The organism is Paraburkholderia sp. GW821-FHT02A12 (genome assembly GCF_059422005.1).
Genome location: NZ_JBWKWA010000002.1, coordinates 428,055 through 453,210, shown reverse-complemented (window position 1 = coordinate 453,210; position 25,156 = coordinate 428,055). Strand labels below are relative to the sequence as shown.

Here is a 25,156-nt window from a genome sequence, read left to right as displayed (position 1 = left end):
GGCGAAATCAACGTGAAACCGGAGGGGGCACATGAGCGCTGTCATCGTCGCCGACGAGCCGCCCCGAGCCGTCCGGCTTGTGACCAGGGTTTATGCCCGCCTGCTCCTCGCGGGCTTTGCGCTGCTTCCGGCCTGGCTGATTGCCTACCTGTTCTTTTTCCAGGATCCCGCCCTCAAATTCGAGAACCACGCGTTCCACGAAATGGCGATCGCCGCAGCCACCCTGGAAGGCCTTTTCGTGACTTACGTCACGTGGCGCTGTTACCGGTCATCCGGCGAACCGCTACTGCGCTGGATGACGCTCGGCTTCCTCGGTTTTGTGCTGGTCTATTCGCTGCATGGCGCATTCACCGGGCTCGCGCATCACAATATCTGGCTCTTCCTGCTGTATGGGCCGGCGTCGCGGCTCGTGATGGCGATCCTGCTGCTGGTCGCGCTGCTCTCCTACCGCCGACCGTCGGACGCCGAGGACCGGCGCATGAAGCCTCGCCCGTGGCTGACCTGGATAGGACTGTTCGTGCTGGTGGACCTGGCAGTGGCGGGTGTCGCGAATTCGCCGATTGCCGGCAGCCTTGCGGTGCGCCTGGCGATGGAAGGCGGCGCTCTCGTTCTTTCCACATTGAATGTGACGGTGCTCCTGCTGCGCCGTATCCGTTCACCTCTGATGGTGATTTTCGCGATCTCGGTCACGGCGTTCGCGCTGTCGTCGCTTGCGTTCATCCTCGGGCGTCCCTGGAACCACATGTGGTGGCTCGCCCACGCGATTTTTGCGGGCGGCTTTTTCCTGCTGAGTTACGGCGTCGTACAGGCGTTCCACACCACGCGCTCGTTCTCGACGATCTACAGCCAGGAGGAACTGATGGCGCGGCTCGCCGAGGCGATGGCGCGTACCGAAAGCGCGCTGCAGGAACTGAAGCGCACCAATCAGACGCTCGAGCATCTTGCCGCGACCGATCCACTGACCGGCGCGGCGAATCGTCGGCAGTTCATCGAGCACGTCGAAGCCGAGATTGCCCGGGCCAGGCGCGGCGGTGCGCCGTTCTCCCTGCTGGCACTCGACCTCGACAATTTCAAGTTAATCAACGATCGCTACGGGCACCAGGTCGGCGATGACGTCCTGAAGGGCTTCGTGCAGAAATGCCTCGATGCGATCCGGCCGTATGACGGCGTCGCCCGGGTGGGCGGAGAAGAGTTCATGGTGCTGCTGCCTCAGGCGGCACTCGAAGCCGCGCGTGCGACCGCCGAGCGCCTCCGGGCCGCCATCGCAGGCGCATCGTTTGAGAGCGGCACGCAGCAGCTAGGCACGGTCACGGTGAGCATCGGCGTATCGGAGTTCGGCCGCGACGGTGACACGATCGACACGATTCTGCGCGTAGCCGATGAACGCATGTACAGCGCGAAACACCAGGGTCGCAACCGTGTCATCGCGGCATAGGTGTAGCAGTTGGTGCACGGACCTCCGCCTGCTGGTCGGACCTCGGCGGTGATGGATCTCCGGGCGCCCAGGCGGATACCGCCTGGGGAGGAGTGATGTATGACGACGGTGCTATTGGTCGACGACGAGCCCGAGACCCTGGCCGCTTGGGAAATCTGCTGCGAACGCGACGGATTCGAGGTGAAAGCCGCTGGCGATGGTCAGGCCGCGTTGGCCGTCCTGGCGGCGACCGCCGTCGACATCGTCGTGGCCGATTGGCGCATGCCGGTCATGTCCGGCAGTGCGCTCTGTCAGCACATCCGGAACACGCCAGGTCTTGCCGGCACGATTTTCATCCTGGTGTCGGCCGAGCCGAGCCCGCCCGCCTTTGTGCGGTATGACGGCTTTATGCGCAAGCCCGTCGAAGTACCGGAACTGCTGGCGACGATGCGGCGCCTGCTCGCGGAGCACGCGGCTGAATGTGCCGCTACGCGGAGTCACGCCCCGGCGCACTGAACGCGGGTGCAGTCGTCCCGGCCATGCAAACATCGTGACCACGCGCATCTAGGGGGTGGAGCAAGCTGAGCGCGATGCAAGTACTGCCACACACCGTGGCCGACGAGATGCCGATCGACTGGGCGATTCGAGCCGACCAGTTGCGGCTGGACTCAAGGAGTTTCGATGTACGCTGGCAACTATAATGCGTCGCTTGTCCTGCTTTCATTGCTGGTCGCGATCCTCGCATCCTACACAGCCTTGGACATGGCTGGCCGCATTTCAGCCACACACGGGCGCGCGGGGCGTTGGTGGCTTATGGCTGGCGCCTTTGCCATGGGTGCCGGCATCTGGTCGATGCACTTCGTCGGCATGCTGGCGTTCAGTTTGCCCATTCCACTGGGCTATGACCCCGCGATCACGTTCTTGTCGTTACTGATCGCGATCATTTCTTCGGCTTTTGCCCTGTGGCTCATCGGCCAACCAGCGTTACCCTGGCTTCGCCTGGGTTGCGGGGCGTTGCTGATGGGCACGGGGATTGCCGCCATGCACTATACGGGCATGGCGGCAATGCGCATGACCCCCGCGATTCGGTACGCGGCTTCGTGGTTCCTCCTGTCCATCGTCATTGCGGTCCTGGCCTCAGGGGCGGCGCTATGGATTGCCTTTCGGCTACGCCGCCATTCGTCCCGGGTTAGGCTGCTGCGCGCGGGTGCGGCACTGATCATGGGCTTCGCGATTGTTGGCATGCATTACACGGGGATGGCGGCCGCGCAATTTCCTCTCGGCAGCATATGTGGAGCGGCGCGCAACGGCGTGAATACGGGATGGTTGGCGTTCTCGATTATCGTCGGCACTGTGGCGATCATGGCGATCGCGTTGACCTTCTCGGTACTCGACCGGCGGCTGCAGGCGCGGACCGCTGCGTTAGCTGCGTCGCTGACCCAGGCTCAGGAACTGACCTACCTCGCACTGCATGACAATCTCACCAAGCTGCCGAATCGCACGCTGCTGGAGCAGCGCCTGGAGCAGGCGCTCCGCAACGCTGATCGCGACAACCGTCGGATCGCCTTGATATTCGTGGACCTGGACGGCTTCAAAGCAGTCAATGACGCGCTTGGCCACCATGCTGGTGATCTTCTGCTGATCGAAGTCGCCCAGCGCATGCGAGCAACCGTACACGTGGAGGACACGCTCGCCCGCATTGGTGGGGACGAGTTCGTACTGCTCATCGATGTCGAAGAACCGGCCGATGCCGCGACCGTGGCTGAAAGAATCCTCACCGCCTTCAGCGGGCAATTCGAGCTTGCAGGCCATGAGCTGCGCGTGTCGGCCAGTCTCGGCATTGCTGTCTACCCCGGCTGTGGCGAAACTCCGCACGACCTGCTGACCAATGCCGACGCTGCGATGTATCGCGCGAAGGCACTCGGGCGAAACGGCTATCGCTTTTATGACATTTCGATGAATGCCAATGCCCGTGAGCAACTACACCTCCTTCAGGAGCTGCGCTCGGCATTGGAGCGAGACGAGTTGGTCCTGTACTATCAGCCAAAATTCAAGGCACCGGACGGTCCGGTGGTCGGCGTGGAAGCCTTGGTGCGCTGGGCGCATCCGACATGCGGGCTGATTCCGCCTGACCAGTTCATCCCGCTGGCGGAGAAGGCCGGCCTGATCGTGCCGATTGGGGATTGGGTGCTGAACGAAGCATGCCGGCAGCTCGCGCAGTGGCGAGACACCGGCTGCACGGACTGGACCATGGCGGTCAATCTGTCGGCTGTTCAGTTCCGCCATTCAAGGCTGGTTCAGACGGTACGTGCGGCGCTGGAGCGTCACGCGCTGGAGCCGAGCTGCCTGATCCTGGAAATCACCGAGTCGACCGCAATGGGTGATGTCGACGCGAGCATGGTGATCCTGCAACAGTTGCATGAGATGGGTGTTCAGATCGCGATAGACGACTTTGGCACGGGCTATTCGAGCCTGCTTTACCTCAAGCGGTTGCCTGCCACTGAACTCAAGATCGACCGCGGATTCGTGCGGGATCTCGCGCATGACCCGGAGGATGCGGCGATCGTGTCGGCTATCGTTGCGCTTGGCAAGACGCTCAATCTCAGGATTGTCGCTGAAGGCGTTGAAACGGCGGCGCAGCAGGCATTCCTCACGCGCCTGGGCTGCCATTCTCTCCAGGGCTTTCTGTTCGGGCGTCCAATGCCGGCGATTCAGCTCATCAGATCGATAGCCCAAAACGATGCTGTACATGATGTCGGGTCCATACCCCGCACGATTCGGACAATTGCCTCAGTTCCGTCGAAGTATCAGGGGTGAGCGTGAGCACGAAAATCGATGGGAATTCGGGGCGTTTTGAGCAACTTGCGTACCGGATGTCGAAGACGAGGCGTTCCGGGGTTTTGTCGCGCTAAGGCGCTGGATTAGAATTTGCATTCGATCACCAGTGACGAACAAGATGCCCAAGACGAAGGATGCGCCGCGCAAGACGCTGCCTGCTGGCATTGGCAAGGTGCTCAAGCGGCTTCATCATCCGCTGGATGTCATCGTTCTGTGCGTGCGCTGGTATGTGGCGTACTCGCTGAGCCTGCGCAACCTCGAGGAGATGATGGCCGAACGGGGCATTGAGGTGGATCATTCGAGCGTGCACCGCTGGGTCATCAAGCTCGTGCCGTTGTTCGAAAAGGCGTTCCGACGGCACAAGCGCCCGGTCGGCAAGAGCTGGCGGATGGACGAAACCTATATCAAGGTCAGTGGCGAATGGAAATACCTGTACCGCGCTGTTGACAAGGCGGGCAACGCCGTCGATTTCCTGCTGAGGGCTCGCCGTGACAAGGCCGCGGCGCGCCGCTACTTCGAGAAGGCGATTGACCAGAACGGTGAGCCCGAAACGATTACCGTGGATAAGAGCGGCGCCAATCTGGCCGCGCTCGAAGCGCTCAACGCCGAGCGGTCGACACCGATCAAGGTCCGCCAGAACAAGTACCTGAATAACATCGTGGAGGTGCGACACGAGGTCGCTTATAGAAGTTGTTCTCACTTCTCGCCGCATAGAAGGAGAGAACCACCGGTGTCACCCGGTGAATCCAGGAGCCTGAATCAAGAGCGGCTCTGACAACGTAACGAAGCGCCGCAAGGCGCGGGGTATCAATCGCGAGAGGCGTACCCTTCTGGCAGCCATACGCCGGATGAGTGCAAGATAGTCGGTATGGTGAAAACATTTGAATCGGCAATAGGGTCGTTATGTTGAACGAGCGGAAATGGCTATTGCGCTCGAACCAAAACGGTACCGGAGGTGGGAACAGCGTTTCTCTACTACGCGTTCGTGACCCATACACCTCCCGGCCCAGAGCAGGCACCTTCTATGAGCAGTTCAATGTCAAGACCCGATGTTGAGATTTATCATAAAGTTGCTCCTGTTCTGCTTTTGCGGCTCGGTAACCTATGCTGCACATCAATGTTGTGAAGCCGACTATCGCGCTCGTGAGCATGAACAGCGTCTCACACAACTTCTATCCGCTGACAGTAAATCAGCCTTATCCTGTATGCGCGTTGCGCCGGAAAAATTCCGGGGAATCTGCCCCATCTAAAGGGACGGTTGCTGGTGCAACCCGTGCCTGCCACGGGCAGATTCACTTCACACTTTGTATGTGCGAAAACATGGTCGTTCGTGCTGCCAAACTAAACTGACTTCAGGATCGCTCCTTCCGGAACCACGCCGTCTTTCAGGTAGCGCCACAACGCAATTGCAAGACGCCGCGCCACCGCAACGATCGCGATGCGCCGCGTCCGGCGGCTTGGCCCTGTACCCTGCGTGCGCTGGTCAAACCATCGTGCCAGCTTGCTTTCCGGCTGATAGTGCAGCCATGACCAAGCCATCTCGACCAGTAGCGCGCGCACTCGTCGGTTTCCCTGTTTGCTGATCCCCTGGTCCACGCGGCTCTCGCCGCTATCGTACGGTTGTGGTACCAGGCCGACACACGCGCCAACTTCACGCCGGTTGTGAAACTCCCGCCAAAACAGTTCCAGCGCAAGACGTGAGGCACCAATGGGGCCGATACCTTTGAGTCGTGTCAGGTGATTGATGCGCTCCCGTGCAGGTGCCGGAAGACTCGCCTGCAGGGCCTTCTCCAAGGACGTCAGTTGCTGTTCAGCGAGTGCCAGCCGTCCGCACTCGCGCAGTAGCCGCTCCTGCAACTCGCAAGGCAGTGGCGCGCCGTCGTAACACTTCACTTCGCCCCGGGCAAGCCGGTCAGCGAAGTGTTTATGATCGACCTCGTCCCAGCAGCCGAGCGTGACCAGCAGCTTGCGCATCCGGTCTCGATGCTGCAGCACTTCCTTCTGCAGCATCGAGCGATCACGCATCAGATGGCGCGATGCTTCATCCTGTGATGATGGTACGCGGACCACATGCATCCGGTCACGCTCACCGTGCAACCATGCACGCAGGCTCGTCACAAGCCTGATCGCATCAAGCCGGTCCGTCTTTGCCCGCCGCTTGTGCCGTTCGACCGGAATGCTTGCTGGGTCCACCACGTAACACTCGATCCCACGTGCCTGCAACGCTCGATAGATCCAGAACGCATCCTGACCTGCTTCGTAGCTCACGACGATTCGAACGTCCGCTGGTAGCATCCATCTCTCCTGGTGCTGCCTGAGTAGGTCGAGCACCGCTTGCAGGCGAGATGCAGCTTGTGTCTGCGCCACCGTATGCACCGCCGGTTTCTCGCGCTGACCATCGTGAAACGCGACCTTCCATTTGGTCGCGGCCAGTTCGAGTGAGACTGCGAGCACAACTTCCCCAGCATATCCGCTGTTTGCCTGATCTGCGAGCATGATCCTCTCCTTTGGGTCGTCTCAACTCGCTGATTTTACGAGCCGGTTCGTCGACCCTGCCGCTTCATAGGATCTAACCCGACGTACTTCCATAAGCGGAACGTGGAAACCCCGTATCGCTCCCCTCGGGGACAGCAGGCCGCGAGGTCTGCCCATGGCGGTGCGGGCACAGGATCGGGGAAAAAGCGAATGCCCGGCTGTAATGGACGGGATACGGGTTGCAATATCACCCGACGCGAAAGCGGGCAGACTTCCTCGTGGTCTCTCCTCACCAGAGAGTTTGCAGAACCATCTATACGGAAGGAAAGCAAATGAGTGCAGCAACACGGGCGCGTGCACCTTCCGGCGTGACGTGCCGCGCCATGCAGGCGTTACATCTGCTGGCGCTGGAACCCGTTGCGGAAACCACCGCCGATCTGAACTCTTACGGGTTCAGGCCGGAACGCTCAACTGCTGACGCCGGAGGACAATGCTTCATTTCTCTGGCGAAAAAGGCGAGCGCGGAATGGGTGCTGGAGGCTGACATTCAAGGCTGTTTCGACAAAATTTCCCACGACTGGATGCTCGCCAATATCCCCACGGACAAGGTCATCCTAAAGAAGTGGCTCAAAGCGGGATATGTGTATCAAAACGAACTCTTCCCCACTGTCGCCGGCACCCCGCAAGGGGGAATCATCTCACCGGTGGCAGCCAACATGACGCTCGATGGCCTCGAAGCGAGGCTCGCGGAAAAATTCCCGCGAGCCAGGCAGCGAGGACTGAAAATGAACATGGTGCGTTACGCGGACGATTTCATTATTACCGGCCACTCGAAAGAGTGGCTGGAACATGAAGTCAGGCCGGCAGTGGCCGAATTTCTGGCGGAACGCGGGCTGGTTTTGTCACCAGAAAAGACCAGGATAACGCACATCAAGGATGCGTTTGATTTCCTGGGATGGAACATTCGCAAGTACAACGGCAAGCTACTGATGAAACCGTCGAAAGCGAACGTCAAGGCTCATCTTGACAAAATTCGTGAAATCATCAAGGCCAACGAAACGGCTAAACAGGCGAACCTGATAAGGCTGCTCAATCCTGTTTTAGGAGGATGGGCGAATTATCACAGCCATGTAGTCGCCAAGAAAACCTTCGATCGGATTGATCACGAGGTCTGGTCAATGCTATGGCGATGGGCGGTAAGACGGCACCCCAACAAAGGAGCCAGATGGGTCAAAGAGAAGTACTTCAAGACCCGAGGCACCCGGAACTGGGTATTTACCGTCACAGAAAAACAAGAGGATGGAACGAAGCGGGAGCTCACCCTGCTGCAAGAGTCGGACACGCCAATACAACGGCATGTCAAGATCAAAGCGGGCGCCAATCCGCACGATCCGCAATGGGCGCCGTACTTCGAATCCCGATGGGGCCAGAAGATGCTGAACTCGGTGCGAGGTCGCGGCAAGGTGTACCGTGTCTGGCTAAGGCAAGATGGCCTGTGTTCTAACTGTCAGCAGCCCATCACAATGAACACCCGCTGGGATGTTACGCATATTGTGAAGCAAGCCGATGGCGGGACAGATGCAGCCAGCAACCTCCAGGTTAACCATCTCAATTGCCGTAGAAATCCGCAGTACGCCGGAAAATGAAGTTGTGCTACCGGGTGTCGATAGATGCCTTTGTAGAGGCTTGAGCCGTATGCTCCTAAAGGCGCACGTACGGTTCTTAGGGGGCAGCAGCGCAGCAATGCGCTGCTGCTACCCGACCAGGATCACCGCGCCATCAAACGCATCATCAAACCAATGATGGGCTTCAAGGATTTCCGGTGTGCTCGCATCATCCTGGCCGGCATCGACCTGATGCACATGATCCGCAAGGGGCAGATGCACGATGATGGCTTCGCCAAAACCGCAGCCGATCAATTCTATTCGCTGGTTATGTAAGCAATCCCAATCATATTGGGATTGCTCGTCCCGCCCGCCTTATCGCGACACAACCCATCGGACAGCGTCCACCAAAAAGGGCGGCCGTTAGCAATAACGTACGGCAGCATGCGCTGCCGGTTATCGATCCAGACTCGCGTGGCAGCTAGCTCAGCCGGGTCAATTTGACGGGCCGATAACGTATAGCACGTCAAGCGGCTGGCGAGAACTCTCTTCATTACCATCGCTAGAAGCGTTATCGGTATGGATACCTAATTTATTGTTATCAATACGCTAGCCGAAAAATCCCAGAAGACGCGGGCCCCATCGATCCGCATGTAACCAAGGCGTTTGCAGAGACGGATTACCGCCGAGCCGGTCTCGTGCACCATCCCCACCTCGCGCGAGGAACATTTATAAAAAGTGAGTCGACACTGCGGCATCGCGTTGAATTCTTCAAAGCGATGCGCGCCTCGTGGTCGCATAAGCGCGATCGGCTTGACCATCGGCAGAGACGATTCCATAAGATCCGCGCCTTCCAGACGGGATTCGAAGTGTAGGAGACGAATTGACGGATTTAATACGTACCTATGCGAATTGACACATTTGCTCCGGTTTTCGCGTACGTAAAAATGTCAACATGCACGCGATTTTTCACGCCGGTGCTATGCCGGGTAGTGACAGATTTGCTTCGCTCTACGGCTGCGGCCCTAGTCATGCTCGCCTGTTGAGTGGTCCAACAGCCGCATTAGCGGAATTAGTGGACACGTTGAATGCGCTAGCAAAATTAGCGGACACGGGGCCGGTCGCCGTTGCTGAAACGCAACCGCGGCAAAACTGGACATCTGCTCTGCCAGCCATATTTGGAGCGGGCCACGAGCTTTCTTTCATTAGCGCAAGCTATGAACATGGCTAGCGGAATTAACGAACAGCTACAGGAGGGACAAGCCGGCGAATCGCCAGCCTTACAACGCCCTCTACGAAAAAAGTGGCAGCGATTCGACGGCGGTTTGGCGCCGACGTCGCGGAGACGTGGACCGACTGGTCCTCGCAGCAGTTTTCTCGCTGGTCGAGCCGAGCCGCCGGTTCAGATCCGATAGCGCTCGACAGACCGCTGTGCGCGCGGGCATCTCTGTTAATGCCAGTTCAAGCCGGTCCAGCAGTTCCGGCAGATTCACTTCACCTGCCCTCTTTCGTGCGAACTTCCGCTTCTGCATAAGGCCGCTCCCCTGATTCGGTAGACGACGCGCGCTGGCGTCGACGTCACCACAAATCGTCCGGATCCAGCGACATCTGTTTCCTCGTGCTTGCGCCAGGGGCACGGTCGGACGCATCGCCCTTTGGCAACGGTGGTTTCTGCACATCGAGATGGAAAACCACATCGCCACAGATCCGGACAAAGCCATCATTCCCCCGCTTCGGGCCCTCGGCGCTTTTCGGGATAGCGACGCTGCCCACTAGCTGCTCCGCCGCCCTGTTCACGCAGCGTCGGCCAGCATCGAGTGACGACAGTCCGCCGCGGCGCACCGGCATGCGTATTGCGCCCGAACGTCTTCATCCAGCGGATCGTCAGTGGCCAGCAGATATTCAATAAACAGTTCTTCACCGGCCTCGATAGGCCGGAGCGTGTGGATGAAAATCCGTCCCTGGTCCTCGATGGTCTCGCAGTTCGGTGCGCAGGCGTGATTGAGCCAGCGCACACTGTTGCCACCGCGGCTCCCGTCGATCACGGACCCATCCGACAGCCCGAAAAGAAACGTATGGCCTTCGACGCCTTCGCGCCGGTGGCGGCGAACGGCATCGCGCCACGCGGTAATTTCACCCTTGTACTCGAGCACGCGCTCACCCGCCGCGAGCGGTCGCAACGCAAACACACCCTTGCCATGAACTGAAGACCGCCGGACGATCACGCGCCGCATACTGTTTCCTTGACTGGTATCCGCACCAGTATAAAAGCGGCCAATTTCTCGATCCACTGCTTTGAGAGGCGCGAGTCGTAGCCAGATCAGCGAACCCACTCGCGATGCTGAAGTTGAAGAGCCCGAGTGTCCCGATCACCATGGACTGTCTGCATGATCAATGCTGGCTTACTTTGGTAAGGGACGTCGATAAGCTATTTTCCCGTCGCAACAACGCAGCTTCGGTTTCAGTCCGCGGCGCGAAGGCGTCCGGGATCAGAACAACTGGACACCGAGCTCGCGCAGACTGTCCCACTTGACGGTACTGACAAATGTGCGGCCCGTAGTGTCGAGCGACTCGATCATTGCGCGGTGCCCCCGCGCTTCGGCGATGACGCGCACGATGCGCGTCCGGTAACGCAACAGCGCCCCGATCGGCGGGCACAAGGCCTCCCGGCGAATCCGTGATCGTTTCTTTTCCATACCACTATCTATATAGATATCCAGCCAGTTGCGGGGCCGCGGGAAATCACGGCATCTCCTCAACTCATGCTACCAGGTTGGCACGGACGCGTCCAGGTGGGTTGCGTGAAGATCGACTTCCAAAGAGGAGTCGTCTTCCGTCGGCAATCTTCACGCAACGGCTTGCCGCCGGCACATCTGCGCCCGGCGGCTCGCCCGTTGTCAGGCGCCGTTCACCGCATCCTTGAACGCCTTGCCCGCCGTGAACTTCACGGTCTTCGCGGCGGGGATCTGGATTTCGGCGCCAGTCGCCGGATTGCGGCCGACCCGCGCGGCGCGCGCGCCCGTCGAAAACGACCCGAAGCCGACCAGCTGGACGGTATCGCCTTTCGTGACGGCCGCCGTGACCGCGCCGATGAATGCATCGATCGCCTCGCCGGCGGCCGCCTTGCTTGCACCTGTCTTCGCGGCGACCGCATCCACCAGTTCCTGCTTGTTCATTGCTTCTTCCTCGCTGTGGTTGTGAATGTCGCCACCCTACCCGATCCGCGCACCGTTGCGCAATCGGCGCGCGGTCGAACTGGATCCGCTACCACTGGCGCGGCACGCCTCTCCAAACAAGTCCAAGCATGAGCGGGGCATGACGTCGCCGTGAGGCTGGCCCTGCGCGGTCGTGTTCACCGTTGACAACGTCCGATGAAACTCCCGACGCGATCGGGCGCCTATCGCTGCCCGTGCCCTGCGTGCTGTGCGGCTTCCTGGCCGCATCGCGGCGAACCGGTTGCGCGAACGCTGGCTACCCGCGGGCACACGGCGCGGCCCTGCTGGCGTGATTGACGCTCCCGCAAGCAAAGTTGTTGCTACCGCTGTGCGGCGCAGCATTTCCCGCGGCGGCGCTTTCACAAAGGCCTCAGCGCGCCACACCTCGTCAACTAAATTTGTTACCACTGTGCTGCCCGGCTGCAACTAACTTTGTAACGCAATACAGTCGATGGCCGTCCTGCTGCAGCGAAACCGGCGACGGTATGAACGTTGATCAAGGCTCTTTGCAGCTAAGGCGCAAACCGGCCATGAAGAGACGCCCACCTCTCGGCCATGAATGACCGCTGACACGCCGATGCTGTTGAAAAAGTCGCCGACCGTCTCTCGCGCAAGGTTTTCAGGGGTCTTCTTACCCTTAACCGATGTTCGCGAGCGGTTTGTAGGCCGATCTGGGAGGTCGATTTTTTCGCCAGCAGATTGCAAACGACGTAGAGCGACTTTTTCAACAGCGTCACGACGAAACCGGCCCCTCGATCCCGACTTCGGTGACCCCTCGCGGACTATTCACCGAGTGTTGCCTCGAAGGGCGCGTCCGTATCATGCAAAATAGTCGCATCTAAAATGCGGAGGATGGCCCGTGGGCGTCAACTTCGACCTGAACGATTTGCAGGCGTTTCGAGCCGTCGCGGAGTTGGGTAGCTTCCGCAAAGCAGCAGAGGCGGTCAATATTTCGCAGCCAGCGCTGAGCCGGCGCATCGAGAAGCTCGAAGCGGCGCTCGGTGTGCGGCTCTTCGAGCGGACCACCCGCAGCGTGACGCTCACCACCATAGGTCGCGTGTTCGCCCCAAGCGCGGAACAACTTCTCGACGATCTCGATGTCGCGTTGCTCGGCATCCGCGACGTCTCCAGCAGCCGCCTCGGTCATGTGACCATCGCATGTGTGCCGTCGGTCGCCTACTATTTCCTGCCGAGCGTCGTTGCCGCCTATCACAGCCGCTATCCGCGGATCCGGGTCAAGCTGCTGGACTCGAGCGCCAACGAAGTGCTCGGCTCGGTCATCAGCGGTGAAGCCGATTTCGGCGTCAGCTTCATGGGCAGCCAGGAAACCGAGGTCGAGTTCAAGGTCCTGCTGCAGGAACGGTTCGTCGCCGCGTGTCGTCGCGATCATCCCCTTGCTCGGAAAAAGCAGGTGACCTGGAGCGAGCTTTATGAACACGAATACGTTTCCGTCGACAAGACTTCCGGCAACCGCCTGCTGCTCGATCAGGCGTTGACCAACGTGGCGCCAGCAGTGGCGAGCGTCTGCGAGACTCGCCATGTCACCACCATGCTCGGCCTGATCGAAGCGGGACTCGGTGTGGCAGCGGTGCCTTCAATGGCAATGCCCATGCGCGACCATCCGATTTTGACCAGCGTGCCGCTCGTCGATCCGGTCGTGACGAGGCGAGTCGGCATTGTCAGACGCCGGGGACGCCCCCTCGCGCCGGCCGCGCAGCAGTTCTACCAGACGATCCTCGACACGAAGCGCAGTGGCATGGTCGGTGCGGCGAAGAAGACCTCGAAATGACACTACCACGGCCCTTTAGGCTGCTCTACGTCCAGGTCCTGCTTGGAATGGGGCTCGGCATGACTGTCGGCCACTTCTGGCCACAGGTCGGCGCGTCGCTGAAACCGCTCAGCGATGCGTTCGTCGCGCTGGTACGCATGATGATCGCGCCAATCGTCTTCTGCACGATCGTCACCGGCATCACATCGCTTGCGAGCGGCTCGAAGATCGGCCGGACCATCCTGAAGGCGCTGGCGTTGTTCTACTTTCTTACCATCGTTGCACTCGTCCTGGGGCTCGCGACCGCGTTCGCGCTGCATCCGGGCGCGGGACTGCATATCGACGCACATCATCTGGACACCACCATCCTCACGCAGTATTCGACTCGCACGCAGACGCACGGACTTGTCGAATTCGCGCTGCATGTGATTCCGGAGACGCTCGTCGGGGCCTTCGAGAAAGGCGAGGTTCTGCCGGTCCTGCTGCTTGCCCTTCTGTTCGGCTTCGCAATGAACGCCAGCGGAAGCGCCGGACGGCGAGTGCAGGAATTCATCGATAGCTTCGCACACGTGCTGTTCCGCATCCTCGCGCTGATCATGCGGCTTGCCCCCGTCGGGGCATTCGGCGCGATGGCGTTCACGGTGGGCCGTTTCGGCATCCGTTCGATTGGCTCGCTTGGCATGCTGATGTTGTCGTTCTATGCGGCGTGCCTGCTGTTCGTCGTCTGCGTGCTCGGTCCGCTCGCACGCCTGCATCGCTTCTCCCTCTGGCGTTTGCTGCGCTACATTCGCGAGGAACTCGTCATCGTGCTCGCGACGTCGTCGACCGAACCGGTGCTGCCGCGCCTCATCGTCAAGCTCGAAGCGCTTGGCTGCGACAAGGGCATCGTGGGTCTCGTGCTGCCCGCCGGCTATTCCTTCAATCTCGACGGCACGGCGATCTACCTGACGCTCGCCTCGATGTTCATCGCGCAAGCGTGCGATGTACACCTCTCGGGCGGCCAGATCGCGACGATGCTCGTGGTGATGCTGATCACGTCGAAGGGCGCGGCGGGCGTGTCGGGCAGCGGACTGGTTGCGCTCGTCGCGACGCTCGCCGTCATTCCCGATCTGCCGGTTGCAGGCGTCGCGCTACTGGTCGGCATCGATCGCTTCATGTCCGAGGCGCGTGCCCTGACGAGCGTGATCAGCAACGCCTGCGCAGTGATCTTCGTATCGATGTGGGAGCGCGCCTGCGACCGGGCGCGTCTGAAAGAAGCATTGAGCCTGGCGCATGAGCCCGAAGAAGCTTTCGATCAGCCCGCCGACCTGCCGGGCTGAATCGTTGCTGTCGTCTCAATGAGTGGCGACGGAATCGAGTCCGGTCGATGTCACCTCCGGCTGAACGGCGGGCGACGCAAGATAGTCGAGCAGCGCTTTCGCCTCCTTCGGATGCTGCGCGCCGACCGGGATGCCGGCCGCAAAGCGCGTGACGGACTGCATCGACTCCGGAATCTTGCCGACGTACGCTGCGCCCTTCACCGGGAGCAACTCGCTCACCTGCTGAAATCCCACTTCGTAGTCGCCGGTTGCAACCACCGACGCCACCGGGATCTTCGGGATCATCTTCGCCTTGGTCTTCACCTGTTCCTCGATGCCGAGCCGCTTGAACAACTCGCGCTCGATATAGACACCGCTCGCGCTATCCGAGTAGGCGATCGACCGGGCATGCAGCAAGGTTTCCTTGAGCGCCGCCTCAGACCCGATGTCGGGCTTCGGCGCGCCATCGCGCACGACCATGCCGATGCGCGAATCCGCGAGCTCGACGCGCGAATTGGGGATCACCTTGCCCTGCTTGATGAGGTCGTCGAGTGCATAGCCGACCATGATCACCACGTCGGCAGGCTCGCCGCGCTGAAGCCGGTTCGGAATGGCCTCCGGCGACTTGCCCATCGACGGTCCGAGCGCGGTATCGAGCGTGTTGCCCGTGGACGCCGCGAACTTCGGGCCGAGCAGCTTGTAGGCGGCGGTGAAGCCGCCCGAGCTCATCACGTGCAGATCGGCGGCCTGCACATTCGCCGCAGCGGCGGCGCTGCCGAGGAGCGCCGCGGTGCAGAGTTTCAGAAGGATGGATTTCATGGTTGAAAGTCAGGCTGAAGTTCGAGGAGCGAAGCGATGCTTCAGGAAGCCGCATGCAGCGGAACGCGACGGCGCCGATACAGTGCGAGTGTGGCACCGAGCCCGCACACCGCGGCGAAGCTCATCCAGTAGCCCGGCGCGGCTTTATCGCCCGTCATGTGAATGAGCGCGGTCGAGATAACGGGTGTGAAACCGCCAAAGACCGCCGTCGCAAGGCTGTAGGCCAGCGAGAATCCAGCGACACGCACTTCGACCGGCATCACTTCGGTGAGTGCGACGACCATCGCGCCGTTGTACATTCCGTACATGAACGAGAGCCAGAGCAGCACAAGCAGCATGTTGACGAAGCTCGGCGCGTGAGCCAGCAGCGATAGCGCGGGGTAGGCGGTCGCAATCGCCAGGATCGTCATTCCGAGAAGGAGCGGACGGCGTCCGATCCGGTCCGATAACGCGCCACCAATCGGCAGCCAGATGAAGTTGGAGATCCCCACGCACAGCGTGACGAGCAGGCTATCGGCGGTGCTCAGATGCAGGACCGTCTTGCCAAAGGTCGGCGCATACACCGTGATCAGATAGAAGCTCGTGGTGGTCATTGCGACCAGCAACACGCCCGCGATCACGACATTCCAGTTCTGCACGAGCGTCGTAAAGACTTCTTTCATGCTCGGGCGATGCTGGCGCTGTTTGAATTCCTGCGTTTCCTCGAGATTGCGCCGCAAGATGAAGATGAAAGGCACGATCATGCAGCCGACGAAGAACGGCACGCGCCATCCCCACGCAGCGATCGCCGCCGTGTCGAGCCACTGATTTAGCGCGAAGCCGAGCGCGGCAGCGATGACGATCGCCACCTGCTGGCTCGCCGACTGCCAGCTCGTGAAGAAACCCTTGCGGCTCGGCGTCGCCATCTCGGCGAGATAAACTGATACGCCGCCCAGTTCCGCACCCGCGGAGAAGCCCTGCAGCAGACGGCCAATGAGAACCAGGGCCGGGGCGAATAGTCCGACCGTCGCATAGCCGGGCACGAACGCGATCAGGATGGTGCCGCTCGCCATGATCGACAGCGTGACAATCAGGCCCTTACGGCGACCGACATCGTCGATATACGCGCCGAGGATGATCGCGCCGAGCGGCCGCATCAGGAAGCCCGCGCCGAACACTGCGAACGTCATCATCAGTGAAGCGAACTCGCTCCCCGCCGGGAAAAAGACCGCGGCAATCTGCGTGGCATAGAAGCCGAACAGGAAGAAGTCGAACTGCTCCAGGAAGTTGCCTGCCGTCACGCGTAGCACGGCGGATGCCTTCGATTGCCCGGGGGCCAGCGGGGGTGAGGAGGGATGCATCGAGGTGTCTCCAGAAATTTTGAACTTGCGGTGTTCGGGCGATTTGTTGTTCGTCGAATATTCGCCCGAACTACTCGAAACGATAAGTGCTATTTTCGAAACGATTGATGTGCGTTGGTTATCAGTGTGTCCGCGAAGCGCTCAAGCTACGAAGCGGCACTGGGACGCCGGCGTTCGGGTGTCCATGTTGCGACCCCGGTTCAGGTGATCGTCGATTTCCGCCGCGCATCCGAGCATGCGGGGATAAGGGAAGATCGTGAATGCGGCGGTTTCCAGATCGGTCTCAGTCAATTCACCACGTTGCAGCGGCTGCCACAGCATCTTCAGCAGCAGCGCCGCGATCACGGCATCGACGTTTACGCAGTACACGTTGCGGGAGACGCCGGCATCAAACAACGCCTGCACCAGTTCGCGATAGAAAGCATGGAACACGTTATATTCGCCACGCTTCTCGCACAGTTCCGCGATGAACACTTCGCGCGGGTCGTAGTTGACCGGCCTGTCCTTGAAGACCGGATGGTTCACGCCCGGCAGCTTCGCGATATCGAGGCTGCCGGCATGCTTCTGTCGGGCCTTGTACTGTGCATAGCGCTCGACCGAGCGCTCGGCCAGCGAGCGCAGGTCCACGCCGTGCGCGGGGTCGGACGGATCGGCAAGCCCGCTGTCCCTGAACGATTCGATCAGGAACGCGATGCCTTCATAGCCATTGCCGCCATGCGTATAACCTGTATGGGTAAGAAAGCCGACCAGCGCCTTGTTGAGTTGCACGCGCTCGGGGCTTTCCGGGCCGTCGGCGGATACCGCGCCCTTTGCTCCCTGCGCCGAGATGGCTCCCGGACCGTTGGTGAGCAGCAGACCGACGAGCGTTTTGAAGGCGAACAGATCGTTGGGCTCCGGCGCGAGGTTGAGCAACGCGGCAAAACAGATTTCGGTCAGGCTGCGTTCGTTCAGCAGCGCTTGCGTGGTAAAGCCGCAAAAGCCGTCGGGACAGTGTCGCGAGGCGTCCGCCGATGCACCGATCAGCGTCCCGAACAACATGGTCCACCAGGGCAGGCTCTCGGCCGTGACGCGCGAAATGCGCTTGCGCATCAGCGGTCCCCAAGCGAGCGTCATGGAGATCGCGGCCAGAACAGCGTCTGCCGTCGGGTGAGCGGGCTGAGACGTGAGCCAGCGCACGAGGACCGATCTGACTCCACGCTCGGCGAGTCCCGCAAGCATCGCTTCGGCGAGCAAATCGCGCGTGTCGGCAAAGAGCGGCTCACAGCCGCTGACGTCGATCCGGGCGATGTCAAAGTTCTCGTCGAGCGCACTCGTAAGGCCGGCTGCCGAGAAGCGTTCGATCATGCATTTCGCGGCATCCCGCGCCGCGCGCTGACGATTCGGCCCGATGATCGAGGTCGCGGCGGCCAGGATGGCGTTGGGTGCATTGCCGGCCTCGCGTGCGGCTTGCGCTGCCGCGAGTTCCGGCGTTCCGTGCAGATTGACGGACGCAGCGATCGCGACATCGATGAGCTTCTCGTCGTTTTCTCCGCCGAACTCGTGAAGCAGGGCAAGGCTGACGTTCGCTTCGAGCGAATGCGTCGCCGCGTCGAGCATCGAGGCGCCATACAGGCTGCTCACTTGCGTTTTCGCATCCATCTGCGATGCTCCCGACGCATCCTTCAACGCCTGACGTGGCGCAATCGCACCGACTTGTCGATTGACCTGGAAGACTTGCTCGTCGTAGGGCGCGACTGCTTCCACTACGGGGATCGCAAGGTCGGACGGAAGCTGAATTCCCTGGTCGGAGCCGAACCACGGCTTGAGCGCAAGGCTGCCTTCGGGCTCGAAGTCAGGCATCGTCGCGCTGGCGCGCATGACGGCGGTCAGCGCCGCCGGGATATGCGCGATGTTCGTGACGACCGCGCCCTTGGCGGAGCAGCACGGATCGTCAGGCGTGAAGAGGCGGTCTACGCCGAACATTTCCATGAACCAGCGCTCCTTGGCTTGCGCGTCGTCGGAGCCGCCGGCCATCGCGCCCGCATGGCCGACCGCACGCGTGAGGCGGCTCTTCCACCGGCCCACCACACAGGCGACCACCGGTTTCGTGAAGGTCGCATCGGCCTCGTAGTAGCCACCCGGTTCGCAATAGAGCACAGCGGCCTTGCTTCGAGCATCGTTGGCGAGTGCGAACGCAAATTCCGGCGCAGCATAGTGGATGTAGACGTCCTTGCCGCTCGAGATGACGGTCGATGTGCCCCAGCCGCTCATGCGCAGGTACTGCGCGATCGTCGTACTGAAGCCGCCGGAGTTCGAGAAGATGGCGATCGATCCCTTGCGCAATGAATCGTCCGGACTATCGCCGCCGAGTGCTCCGCCGATTCTTACGCGATTCCACGAGTCAGCGACGCCGAGCCCGTTCGCACCGAAGATGTCGATGCCCGCTTGCTGACCCATCGCGCGAATTTCGCGGGCGTCGTGTACGGCGATCTTTTCGGTGATGATGAAAATCTTCTTCAGATCGGGATTGACGCGGATCAGTTCGGCGACGCCGTCGCGGGCCGCCGATGGCGGTAGATAGACCACGCCGCAGTTGAACCGATGCCCCGCTTCCAGACCCTCGCGAACGTTGTTGTAGACTGGGATATCTCCGATCGATGTGGTGAGCACTTGCCCGCCTTTCCCCGGCGCCGTGCCGAAGACAATATTCCCGCCTGAGAACGCGTGACTGACGGGCGTCACGTCCGAGGACTCACCGCCCAGGATATTGAGCACGCACACGCGATCGTCACGCGTGGCGATCTGCGCCAGCGAGTTGACGCCGACGAAATACTTGGCAAGGTGGAGACCACAAAAACGGCCGCAGGCCGCCGAGAGGTCAAGCTTCTGCAGCCAGCACTCGATGCCCTCGCGGCACAGAAGGAGCACACATTCGAGACACAGCAAGCGATCTTTCACGATCCCCGCACCGGAAAAAGGTGGGCCGGCCATACTAAGGTCTGGGACGTGTGGCAAAGCGTTGTACGCAAGGCAAAGGTTCGGTATCGCAATCCTTATCAGACGCGCCATACATTCGCCTCAATGATGCTTAGCGCAGGTGAGCACCCGATGTGGGTTTCCAAGCAAATGGGGCATGCAGACCAGACGATGATCGCACGTGTTTACGGACGCTGGATGCCAGAAGCGGACCAAAAAGCCGGTTCGCGCGCCGTCGCGATGTTCAGCGCGCCAATAGTGGCATTAGAGTGTCATTCCAGCGGGGAAATGCCGGGGAACCAAGGGGCATGACTGGAGTCCGCGAGGAAATAGCGATTGGCTGAATCCCTTGTCAAAACAAGGGCGGAAGGCAGCCGGAGTCGAACCGACCTGAGAGCGGCTGACGCCCTCAACTGGGTTTGAAGCCCAGCCGCACCACCGGATACGGATGCCTTCCTACGGTGATCAAATCAGTCGTTGTGCATCAGAGCAGATCGAGCCAACGACTGTCCGTGCGCATCAGATGCAGGCCACGGTGGAAGCGAGTATAACCAACCCGGTCGAAAAATTCTAAGAGCTGAATCGCACGCTTTCGTCCAAGGCCGGTGACATCGCGAAACGGCGCGGCGGCCACTGTACCCGCATTCTTTCGCGCTTCAGCGGCAGCAATCGAAGCCAGTTCGCGAATCGCATCAGGATGATAAAAGAGGTCGCGCACGACCTGAAAAATCTCGCCTTGCCGCGCGAGCTTGCGCATCAACTGACGCACGCGGTCCTCGGACACGCCATGCGCGCTTGCAAGATCGCGGACCCACGGCGGATCGAAGCGCCCCTCCTTCACCGCCGGCAACAGCGCCGCCGCGAGCGCGCGATCGGCGTCGTCGAGCGTCACCGCGTGGTCCGGAAGATGCAACCAGGGCCCGCGCCGGACGATCTCGCCGCGCGCCTCAGCATCATCGACCAGCGCGCGCCACAGCGCCTCATCCACGAGCGGTGCCGCGATCCGCCGCAAGCGTGACGCATCGGGGCCCAGTTCGTCCGGCACGCGTTCGTGGTATTGCTTCAGCGCCGCCGTCAATCGCGCAGCCAGCGCCTGCCATGCCGCGTTCGCGACGAGCAATGCGTCGTTGCCGGGAAGCTCGACCACGCGCGTGTCGAGCGGCAAATCAAGCGCCGCGGCCGGCATGCCCGTCAGGCGCTCCAGCAGCGATCGTGACAAGCCATGAGGCGCGCGCGCGAGCATGGCGTCGAGCGGTCCTGTATCGAGCATGGTCTGCAACGCATCGAGCCACGCGAGGCGCTCAGCCGAGCGGCGCTTGCGCGCCGGCGCAAACGGATCGAGCACATGACCGCCGCCGATGGTGCGATTCGCCTGCGCATTCCGCACGACAAAACGGTCGCCGGGAAGCGCGCACACCGGCCGTTCGAACACGAGTTGCACACGCCCGCTCTGACCTGCGGCAAGCGCCGGACCGTCGAGCAGCGCGACATGCGCGACCTGATGCTGCGTGCCCAGATGCACGTGCAGCGGCGCCCATTGCGCCAGCGTCGGCGCATCGGCAAGCAGCGTCAGCATGACATCGACACGTTCCGACGCTTGCGACAGACGCGGGTCGACGATCCAGTCGCCGCGATCGATCGCACTCTTGTCGATACCCGCAAGATTCAGTGCGCAGCGCTCCCCTGCCCGCCCAACGGCAGCCGGACGATTCTGCGAATGAATGCTGCGCACGCGCACGGGCTGACGCTTCGGCACGAGCAGCATCGTATCGCCGACATTGACGCGCCCCGACACCACCGTCCCCGTCACAATCGTCCCCTGTCCCGCGAGCGTGAAAACCCGGTCGACCGCGAGCCGGAACAGACCGTCGTCGCGCTTCATCCGCCACGCTCGCGCCGATGTACATAGATGCGTCTTCAACGCAGTCACGCCGGGATCATCAGCACGCATGGCGCAGGTATCGAACACGGGTGCGTCCTGCAATACGCTGCCGCTCAGAAACGATGCAATCTCTTCATGCACGTCCTGCAGCCGCTGTGCGTCCACGCGATCGATCTTGGTCAATGCTATCGCACCGCGCTCGATGCCGAGCAGTTGAACAATCGCCAGATGCTCGCGCGTTTGCGGCATCACACCATCGTCGGCAGCGATCACGAGCAGCGCGAAATCGATGCCGCTCGCGCCGGCGGTCATGGTGTGGACGAGCTTTTCGTGGCCCGGAACGTCGATCAGGCCGAGCACCTCGCCGTTCTCGAGCGGCATGTACGCATAGCCCAGTTCGATCGAGATGCCGCGCGCCTTTTCTTCCTTCAGCCGGTCCGTATCGACTCCGGAAAGCGCTCTTACCAGACTCGTCTTGCCGTGATCGATATGTCCTGCCGTACCGACGATCATGCGTGTGCGCCCTTCGGTTGCTCAAGCAGTTGCTCGAGCAGTTGCGCTTCGTCGGCGGCTTCGAGACAGCGCAGATCGAGGCGCAACGCATCGTCCGCAATCCGGCCGATGATCGGCCGCGCCATGTCGCGCAGCACCTTTTCCAGCGCAAACAACTGACGGCCGCCGCGCTTTCCGTCAGCCATCCTGACGACAAGGCCGTAACTCGCCAGCACATCGACAGGCAACGCGCCGCTGCCGATCTGGCTGAACATGGGCTCCACTGCCACCGCGTAGCGTTCGCCGATCGCGCGCTGCAACGCGGGTTGCACGCGCTCCGCGGCAAGCCGGATCTCGTCGGCGGGACGCGTGAGCAAACGCAGCGTAGTCAGCCGCTCGGCAAGCTGCTCCGGCGAACGATAGAGTTGCAGCACCGGCTCCAGCGCCGCGAGCGTCAATTTGCCGACCCGCAGCGCGCGTTTGAGCGGATGCTTCTTGATCCGCGCAATCAGGTCGCGCCGCCCGACGATCAAACCGGCTTGCGGGCCGCCCAGCAATTTGTCGCCGCTGAACGTGACGAGGTCGGCTCCGGCTTCGATGGTTTCCCGCACTGTGGTCTCATGCGGCAAACCCCATTGGGTCAGATCGACGAGCGTGCCGCTACCGAGATCCACGGCCACGGCGAGACCTCGCGAGTGAGCAAGCGGCGCGATTTCACCGACCCCGACCTCTTTGGTGAATCCGTTGATCGCGTAGTTGCTCGCGTGAACTTTCATCAGCAGCGCGGTGCGCGGGCTGATGGCTTCCTCGTAATCCTTCAGATGCGTGCGATTCGTCGTGCCGACTTCGCGCAGCTTCGCGCCCGCGCGGCTCATGATGTCGGGAATGCGGAACGCGCCGCCAATTTCGACCAGCTCGCCGCGCGACACGATCACTTCCTTCTTCGAAGCGAGCGCCGACAGTGTGAGCAACACGGCCGCGGCGTTGTTGTTGACCACGGTTGCTGCTTCAGCGCCAGTCAGCTCGCAGATGAGTTCGTCGACCAGATCGTCGCGATCGCCGCGCTTGCCGGTCGCAAGATCGAACTCGAGGTTGGCCGGTTGCGTGAGCGCTTTCATGACGGCGCGCACGGCTTCGTCGGGCAACAGTGCGCGGCCGAGATTGGTATGCAGCACCGTGCCGGTCAGATTGAAAACGCTGCGCAAGCGGGGCTGATTGCGCTTGCGCAGCGCCGCTCCCACCGATACCGTCAACTGCTCCACGTCGAGCGCGCGCAGAGTTTCCCTGGACGTATCGCCCGACTGCACGCTGGCGCGCCAGCTATCGAGTGCATCGCGCAACGCGCTCAAGACCTGCGTGCGGCCGAACTCGGCTACGAGCGGCGCAAACTCAGCCGACGCCACCACCTTCTCCACCGATGGCACGCGCCCCATTAGCGCTCGCAGTTCAGCGCCCGTCACATCGCTCACGAGACAATCCTCTTTTAATCGGACTCGCCGGAAGGGTCCGCTGCGGTGGCAGCCTGTTCAGGCCAAAGCCACGGGTGCGGCGACGCCCGCCTGTAACCTTCCTCGCCCATCAGCAAGTCCAGTGTGAGGCTGGCGAGATCGTCCGCGAACGGATCGAAATCGTAGTCCTTGGACTGGTAGCCGATCTTCCGGTAAGTATGGCATTCGTCGCACGATTCCGCTTTCAAAGCCGCTTTGGCGGATTCGGCTTCTTTCGTCGCGGCATCGGCGTCCGGCGATCCAAGCGTGTGATACGCAATGCCCTTGGTCGAATCGCAATTCGAACATTTCGACCGGACCATATGCCACTCGGTCGCGCATAGGCCGCATTGCAGATAGCGGTAGTTGTCATACACGCCGCCTATGCGCACCGTGCTCGCAACCGGATGCGAGCCGCACACGGGACACAGGCCGAGCGTTTCCAGGTACGGGACGTCGCGCTTGTCGATATCCGCGGCGAGGTCGGTCCAGACCACTTGCAGCGCGGCCATGATGAACGGCGCACTCGCCGGATCGACTTCGGCGAAACGCTGCGCGAAGATCGCGTCGGCCTGGGATTCGAGCGTGGCGGCGTCGAGCGTTTTCACCCTGGCGATGAGCGCTTCGAGCGGCGGCGTCAGCGGTCCGGCGGCTTGCAGCCTGTCGAGCAGTTGAATCAGAACGTCGTGCCAGGCCGGATCGCGCACGCCGGACAGCGCCGGTATCAGCGGCATCGAATGCTGCTGCGCGCTCGCGATCAACTCGGCGCTGGGCGGCTGCGCCTTGAAGCCGGCCATGACGGCCTGCTGCGCGTCGGCGAGCGCGGCCATCAGGCGCAAGTAGCCGGCGATCGGATTGCTGAGCGCCGCCAGTTGACGCAGCCGCGCGGCGCGAGCCGAAAACACCGCCAGGCGCTCAGGCGTACGAATGCGAGGAATGGCCGAGTGATCGAGCGACTCGATATCGCCGGCTTCAAGAATGCGTTGAACCAAAGTATCGACCTCTGAAAACTGAAGAGCCGCTGCGGTTCGTCGAACAAAGGCGGCCGCCCGGATGCAGCGCGGTAAAAGAACGCGCTGCACTACTTGCCGATCATCTCCATGAACCAGTTCGGATGATGCTTTCTCGCCCAGCCGTACGTCACGGTGCCGCGTGTCATCGCGCCGACCGATCCCTTGATCCACAAGGCCGCATAAATATGCACGACGATGCCGACGATCAGCACGAACGCCGCAGCAGCATGAACCACCGCCGCGAGCCGGATGATGTCGATCGGAAAATAGATCGAGAAATACCGGCGCCAGATCACAATGCCGCTTGCCAGCAACAGCAGCAGGCAGATCACATCGTGAAAAATAGCAGCTTTTGACCGGCATTGTACTTGCCGATCGCGGGGAGTTTTTCCTCACGATTGTTGAGCACGTCGCCGCAAAGTCCTGCCGTGAAGTTCACGGGTGCGTGGCACCTGGCGCAGCAATTGCCAATTGCTGTAATTGCTGCGGTGCGACAAGGTCAGGCTGGCGGGGCCGGGCAGCAAAAAGACAGCTCAGCTCGCCGCATGCCGGCCGA

The 25,156-nt window shown here is 61.4% G+C and carries 17 protein-coding genes, 1 tRNA gene and 3 pseudogenes; 9 read left to right on the top strand and 12 right to left on the bottom strand.

Features of this window, described 5'->3' with window-relative positions; translation table 11 throughout:
* The first annotated feature begins 31 nt into the window (after nt 1-31).
* The 4 genes and pseudogenes from AC07WT_RS23215 to AC07WT_RS23200 all read left to right on the top strand — a co-directional run.
* Nucleotides 32-1,435: a GGDEF domain-containing protein gene (locus tag AC07WT_RS23215; protein WP_494948749.1), complete on the top strand. Its 1,404-nt coding sequence runs from the start codon at nt 32-34 to the stop codon at nt 1,433-1,435.
* A 99-nt stretch (nt 1,436-1,534) separates the two neighbouring features.
* Nucleotides 1,535-1,930, top strand: coding sequence for a response regulator (locus tag AC07WT_RS23210; protein WP_492595725.1), 396 nt, complete (start codon nt 1,535-1,537; stop codon nt 1,928-1,930).
* Nucleotides 1,931-2,095: 165 nt separating this feature from the next.
* Complete coding sequence (locus AC07WT_RS23205) at nt 2,096-4,231, top strand: putative bifunctional diguanylate cyclase/phosphodiesterase (protein ID WP_494948748.1); 2,136 nt, start codon at nt 2,096-2,098, stop codon at nt 4,229-4,231.
* Nucleotides 4,232-4,370: 139 nt separating this feature from the next.
* Nucleotides 4,371-4,940: pseudogene (locus AC07WT_RS23200) on the top strand (IS6 family transposase); the annotation flags it as partial.
* A 653-nt stretch (nt 4,941-5,593) separates the two neighbouring features.
* Here the strand turns inward: AC07WT_RS23200 and AC07WT_RS23195 are convergent.
* Complete coding sequence (locus tag AC07WT_RS23195; RefSeq protein ID WP_494948747.1) at nt 5,594-6,748, bottom strand: IS110 family RNA-guided transposase; 1,155 nt, start codon at nt 6,746-6,748, stop codon at nt 5,594-5,596.
* Nucleotides 6,749-7,059: 311 nt separating this feature from the next.
* Here AC07WT_RS23195 and AC07WT_RS23190 point away from each other — a divergent pair, with 311 nt between their 5' ends.
* Nucleotides 7,060-8,373 (top strand): reverse transcriptase domain-containing protein, encoded by a 1,314-nt coding sequence (locus tag AC07WT_RS23190; protein ID WP_494948746.1) that lies wholly within the window; start codon nt 7,060-7,062, stop codon nt 8,371-8,373.
* A gap of 114 nt (nt 8,374-8,487) precedes the next feature.
* Nucleotides 8,488-8,667 (top strand): annotated as a pseudogene (locus tag AC07WT_RS23185) (IS6 family transposase); the annotation flags it as partial.
* 1,457 nt (nt 8,668-10,124) lie between these two features.
* Here AC07WT_RS23185 and AC07WT_RS23180 read toward each other — a convergent pair.
* The 3 genes from AC07WT_RS23180 to AC07WT_RS23170 form a co-directional block, all read right to left on the bottom strand.
* Nucleotides 10,125-10,565 carry an SET domain-containing protein gene (locus AC07WT_RS23180; RefSeq protein WP_494948745.1) on the bottom strand — a complete coding sequence of 147 codons (441 nt, stop codon included), beginning with the start codon at nt 10,563-10,565 and terminating at the stop codon, nt 10,125-10,127.
* Nucleotides 10,566-10,820: 255 nt separating this feature from the next.
* A complete protein-coding gene (locus AC07WT_RS23175; RefSeq protein WP_494948744.1) occupies nt 10,821-11,027 on the bottom strand; it encodes a hypothetical protein in 207 nt (68 codons plus the stop codon).
* Between the two features lie 201 nt (nt 11,028-11,228).
* Complete coding sequence (locus tag AC07WT_RS23170; RefSeq protein WP_494948743.1) at nt 11,229-11,507, bottom strand: HU family DNA-binding protein; 279 nt, start codon at nt 11,505-11,507, stop codon at nt 11,229-11,231.
* 898 nt (nt 11,508-12,405) lie between these two features.
* On the opposite strand from AC07WT_RS23170, the gene AC07WT_RS23165 reads away from it, so the two are divergent.
* Both AC07WT_RS23165 and dctA read left to right on the top strand, forming a co-directional pair.
* Complete coding sequence (locus AC07WT_RS23165; protein ID WP_408183237.1) at nt 12,406-13,335, top strand: LysR family transcriptional regulator; 930 nt, start codon at nt 12,406-12,408, stop codon at nt 13,333-13,335.
* Complete coding sequence (gene dctA, locus AC07WT_RS23160; RefSeq protein WP_494948742.1) at nt 13,332-14,633, top strand: C4-dicarboxylate transporter DctA; 1,302 nt, start codon at nt 13,332-13,334, stop codon at nt 14,631-14,633. Before AC07WT_RS23165 ends, dctA begins: the two co-directional genes overlap by 4 nt.
* A 15-nt stretch (nt 14,634-14,648) precedes the next feature.
* On the opposite strand, the gene AC07WT_RS23155 is transcribed toward dctA, so the two are convergent.
* The 3 genes from AC07WT_RS23155 to AC07WT_RS23145 form a co-directional block, all read right to left on the bottom strand.
* On the bottom strand, nt 14,649-15,431 hold the full coding sequence (locus AC07WT_RS23155; RefSeq protein WP_115109062.1) for a substrate-binding domain-containing protein: 783 nt from the start codon (nt 15,429-15,431) through the stop codon (nt 14,649-14,651).
* A gap of 41 nt (nt 15,432-15,472) precedes the next feature.
* The gene (locus AC07WT_RS23150; protein ID WP_494948741.1) at nt 15,473-16,771 is read right to left on the bottom strand and encodes an MFS transporter; all 1,299 of its coding nucleotides are present in this window, start codon (nt 16,769-16,771) and stop codon (nt 15,473-15,475) included.
* Nucleotides 16,772-16,912: 141 nt separating this feature from the next.
* Nucleotides 16,913-19,642 carry a CoA-binding protein gene (locus AC07WT_RS23145; RefSeq protein ID WP_494951012.1) on the bottom strand — a complete coding sequence of 910 codons (2,730 nt, stop codon included), beginning with the start codon at nt 19,640-19,642 and terminating at the stop codon, nt 16,913-16,915.
* On the opposite strand from AC07WT_RS23145, the gene AC07WT_RS23140 reads away from it, so the two are divergent.
* Nucleotides 19,592-20,038 (top strand): tyrosine-type recombinase/integrase, encoded by a 447-nt coding sequence (locus AC07WT_RS23140; RefSeq protein WP_494948740.1) that lies wholly within the window; start codon nt 19,592-19,594, stop codon nt 20,036-20,038. The two genes, AC07WT_RS23145 and AC07WT_RS23140, sit on opposite strands and share 51 nt — an antisense overlap.
* A gap of 52 nt (nt 20,039-20,090) precedes the next feature.
* Here the strand turns inward: AC07WT_RS23140 and AC07WT_RS23135 are convergent.
* The 5 genes and pseudogenes from AC07WT_RS23135 to AC07WT_RS23115 all read right to left on the bottom strand — a co-directional run.
* Nucleotides 20,091-20,183 (bottom strand) — tRNA-Sec (locus tag AC07WT_RS23135).
* Nucleotides 20,184-20,210: 27 nt separating this feature from the next.
* Nucleotides 20,211-22,121: a selenocysteine-specific translation elongation factor gene (selB, locus tag AC07WT_RS23130; RefSeq protein ID WP_494948739.1), complete on the bottom strand. Its 1,911-nt coding sequence runs from the start codon at nt 22,119-22,121 to the stop codon at nt 20,211-20,213.
* Nucleotides 22,118-23,569 (bottom strand): L-seryl-tRNA(Sec) selenium transferase, encoded by a 1,452-nt coding sequence (gene selA / locus AC07WT_RS23125; RefSeq protein ID WP_494948738.1) that lies wholly within the window; start codon nt 23,567-23,569, stop codon nt 22,118-22,120. Before selA ends, selB begins: the two co-directional genes overlap by 4 nt.
* A 14-nt stretch (nt 23,570-23,583) precedes the next feature.
* Nucleotides 23,584-24,579, bottom strand: coding sequence for a formate dehydrogenase accessory protein FdhE (fdhE, locus tag AC07WT_RS23120; protein WP_494948737.1), 996 nt, complete (start codon nt 24,577-24,579; stop codon nt 23,584-23,586).
* 89 nt (nt 24,580-24,668) lie between these two features.
* Nucleotides 24,669-25,012 (bottom strand): annotated as a pseudogene (locus tag AC07WT_RS23115) (formate dehydrogenase subunit gamma); the annotation flags it as partial.
* Nucleotides 25,013-25,156 lie beyond the last annotated feature (144 nt).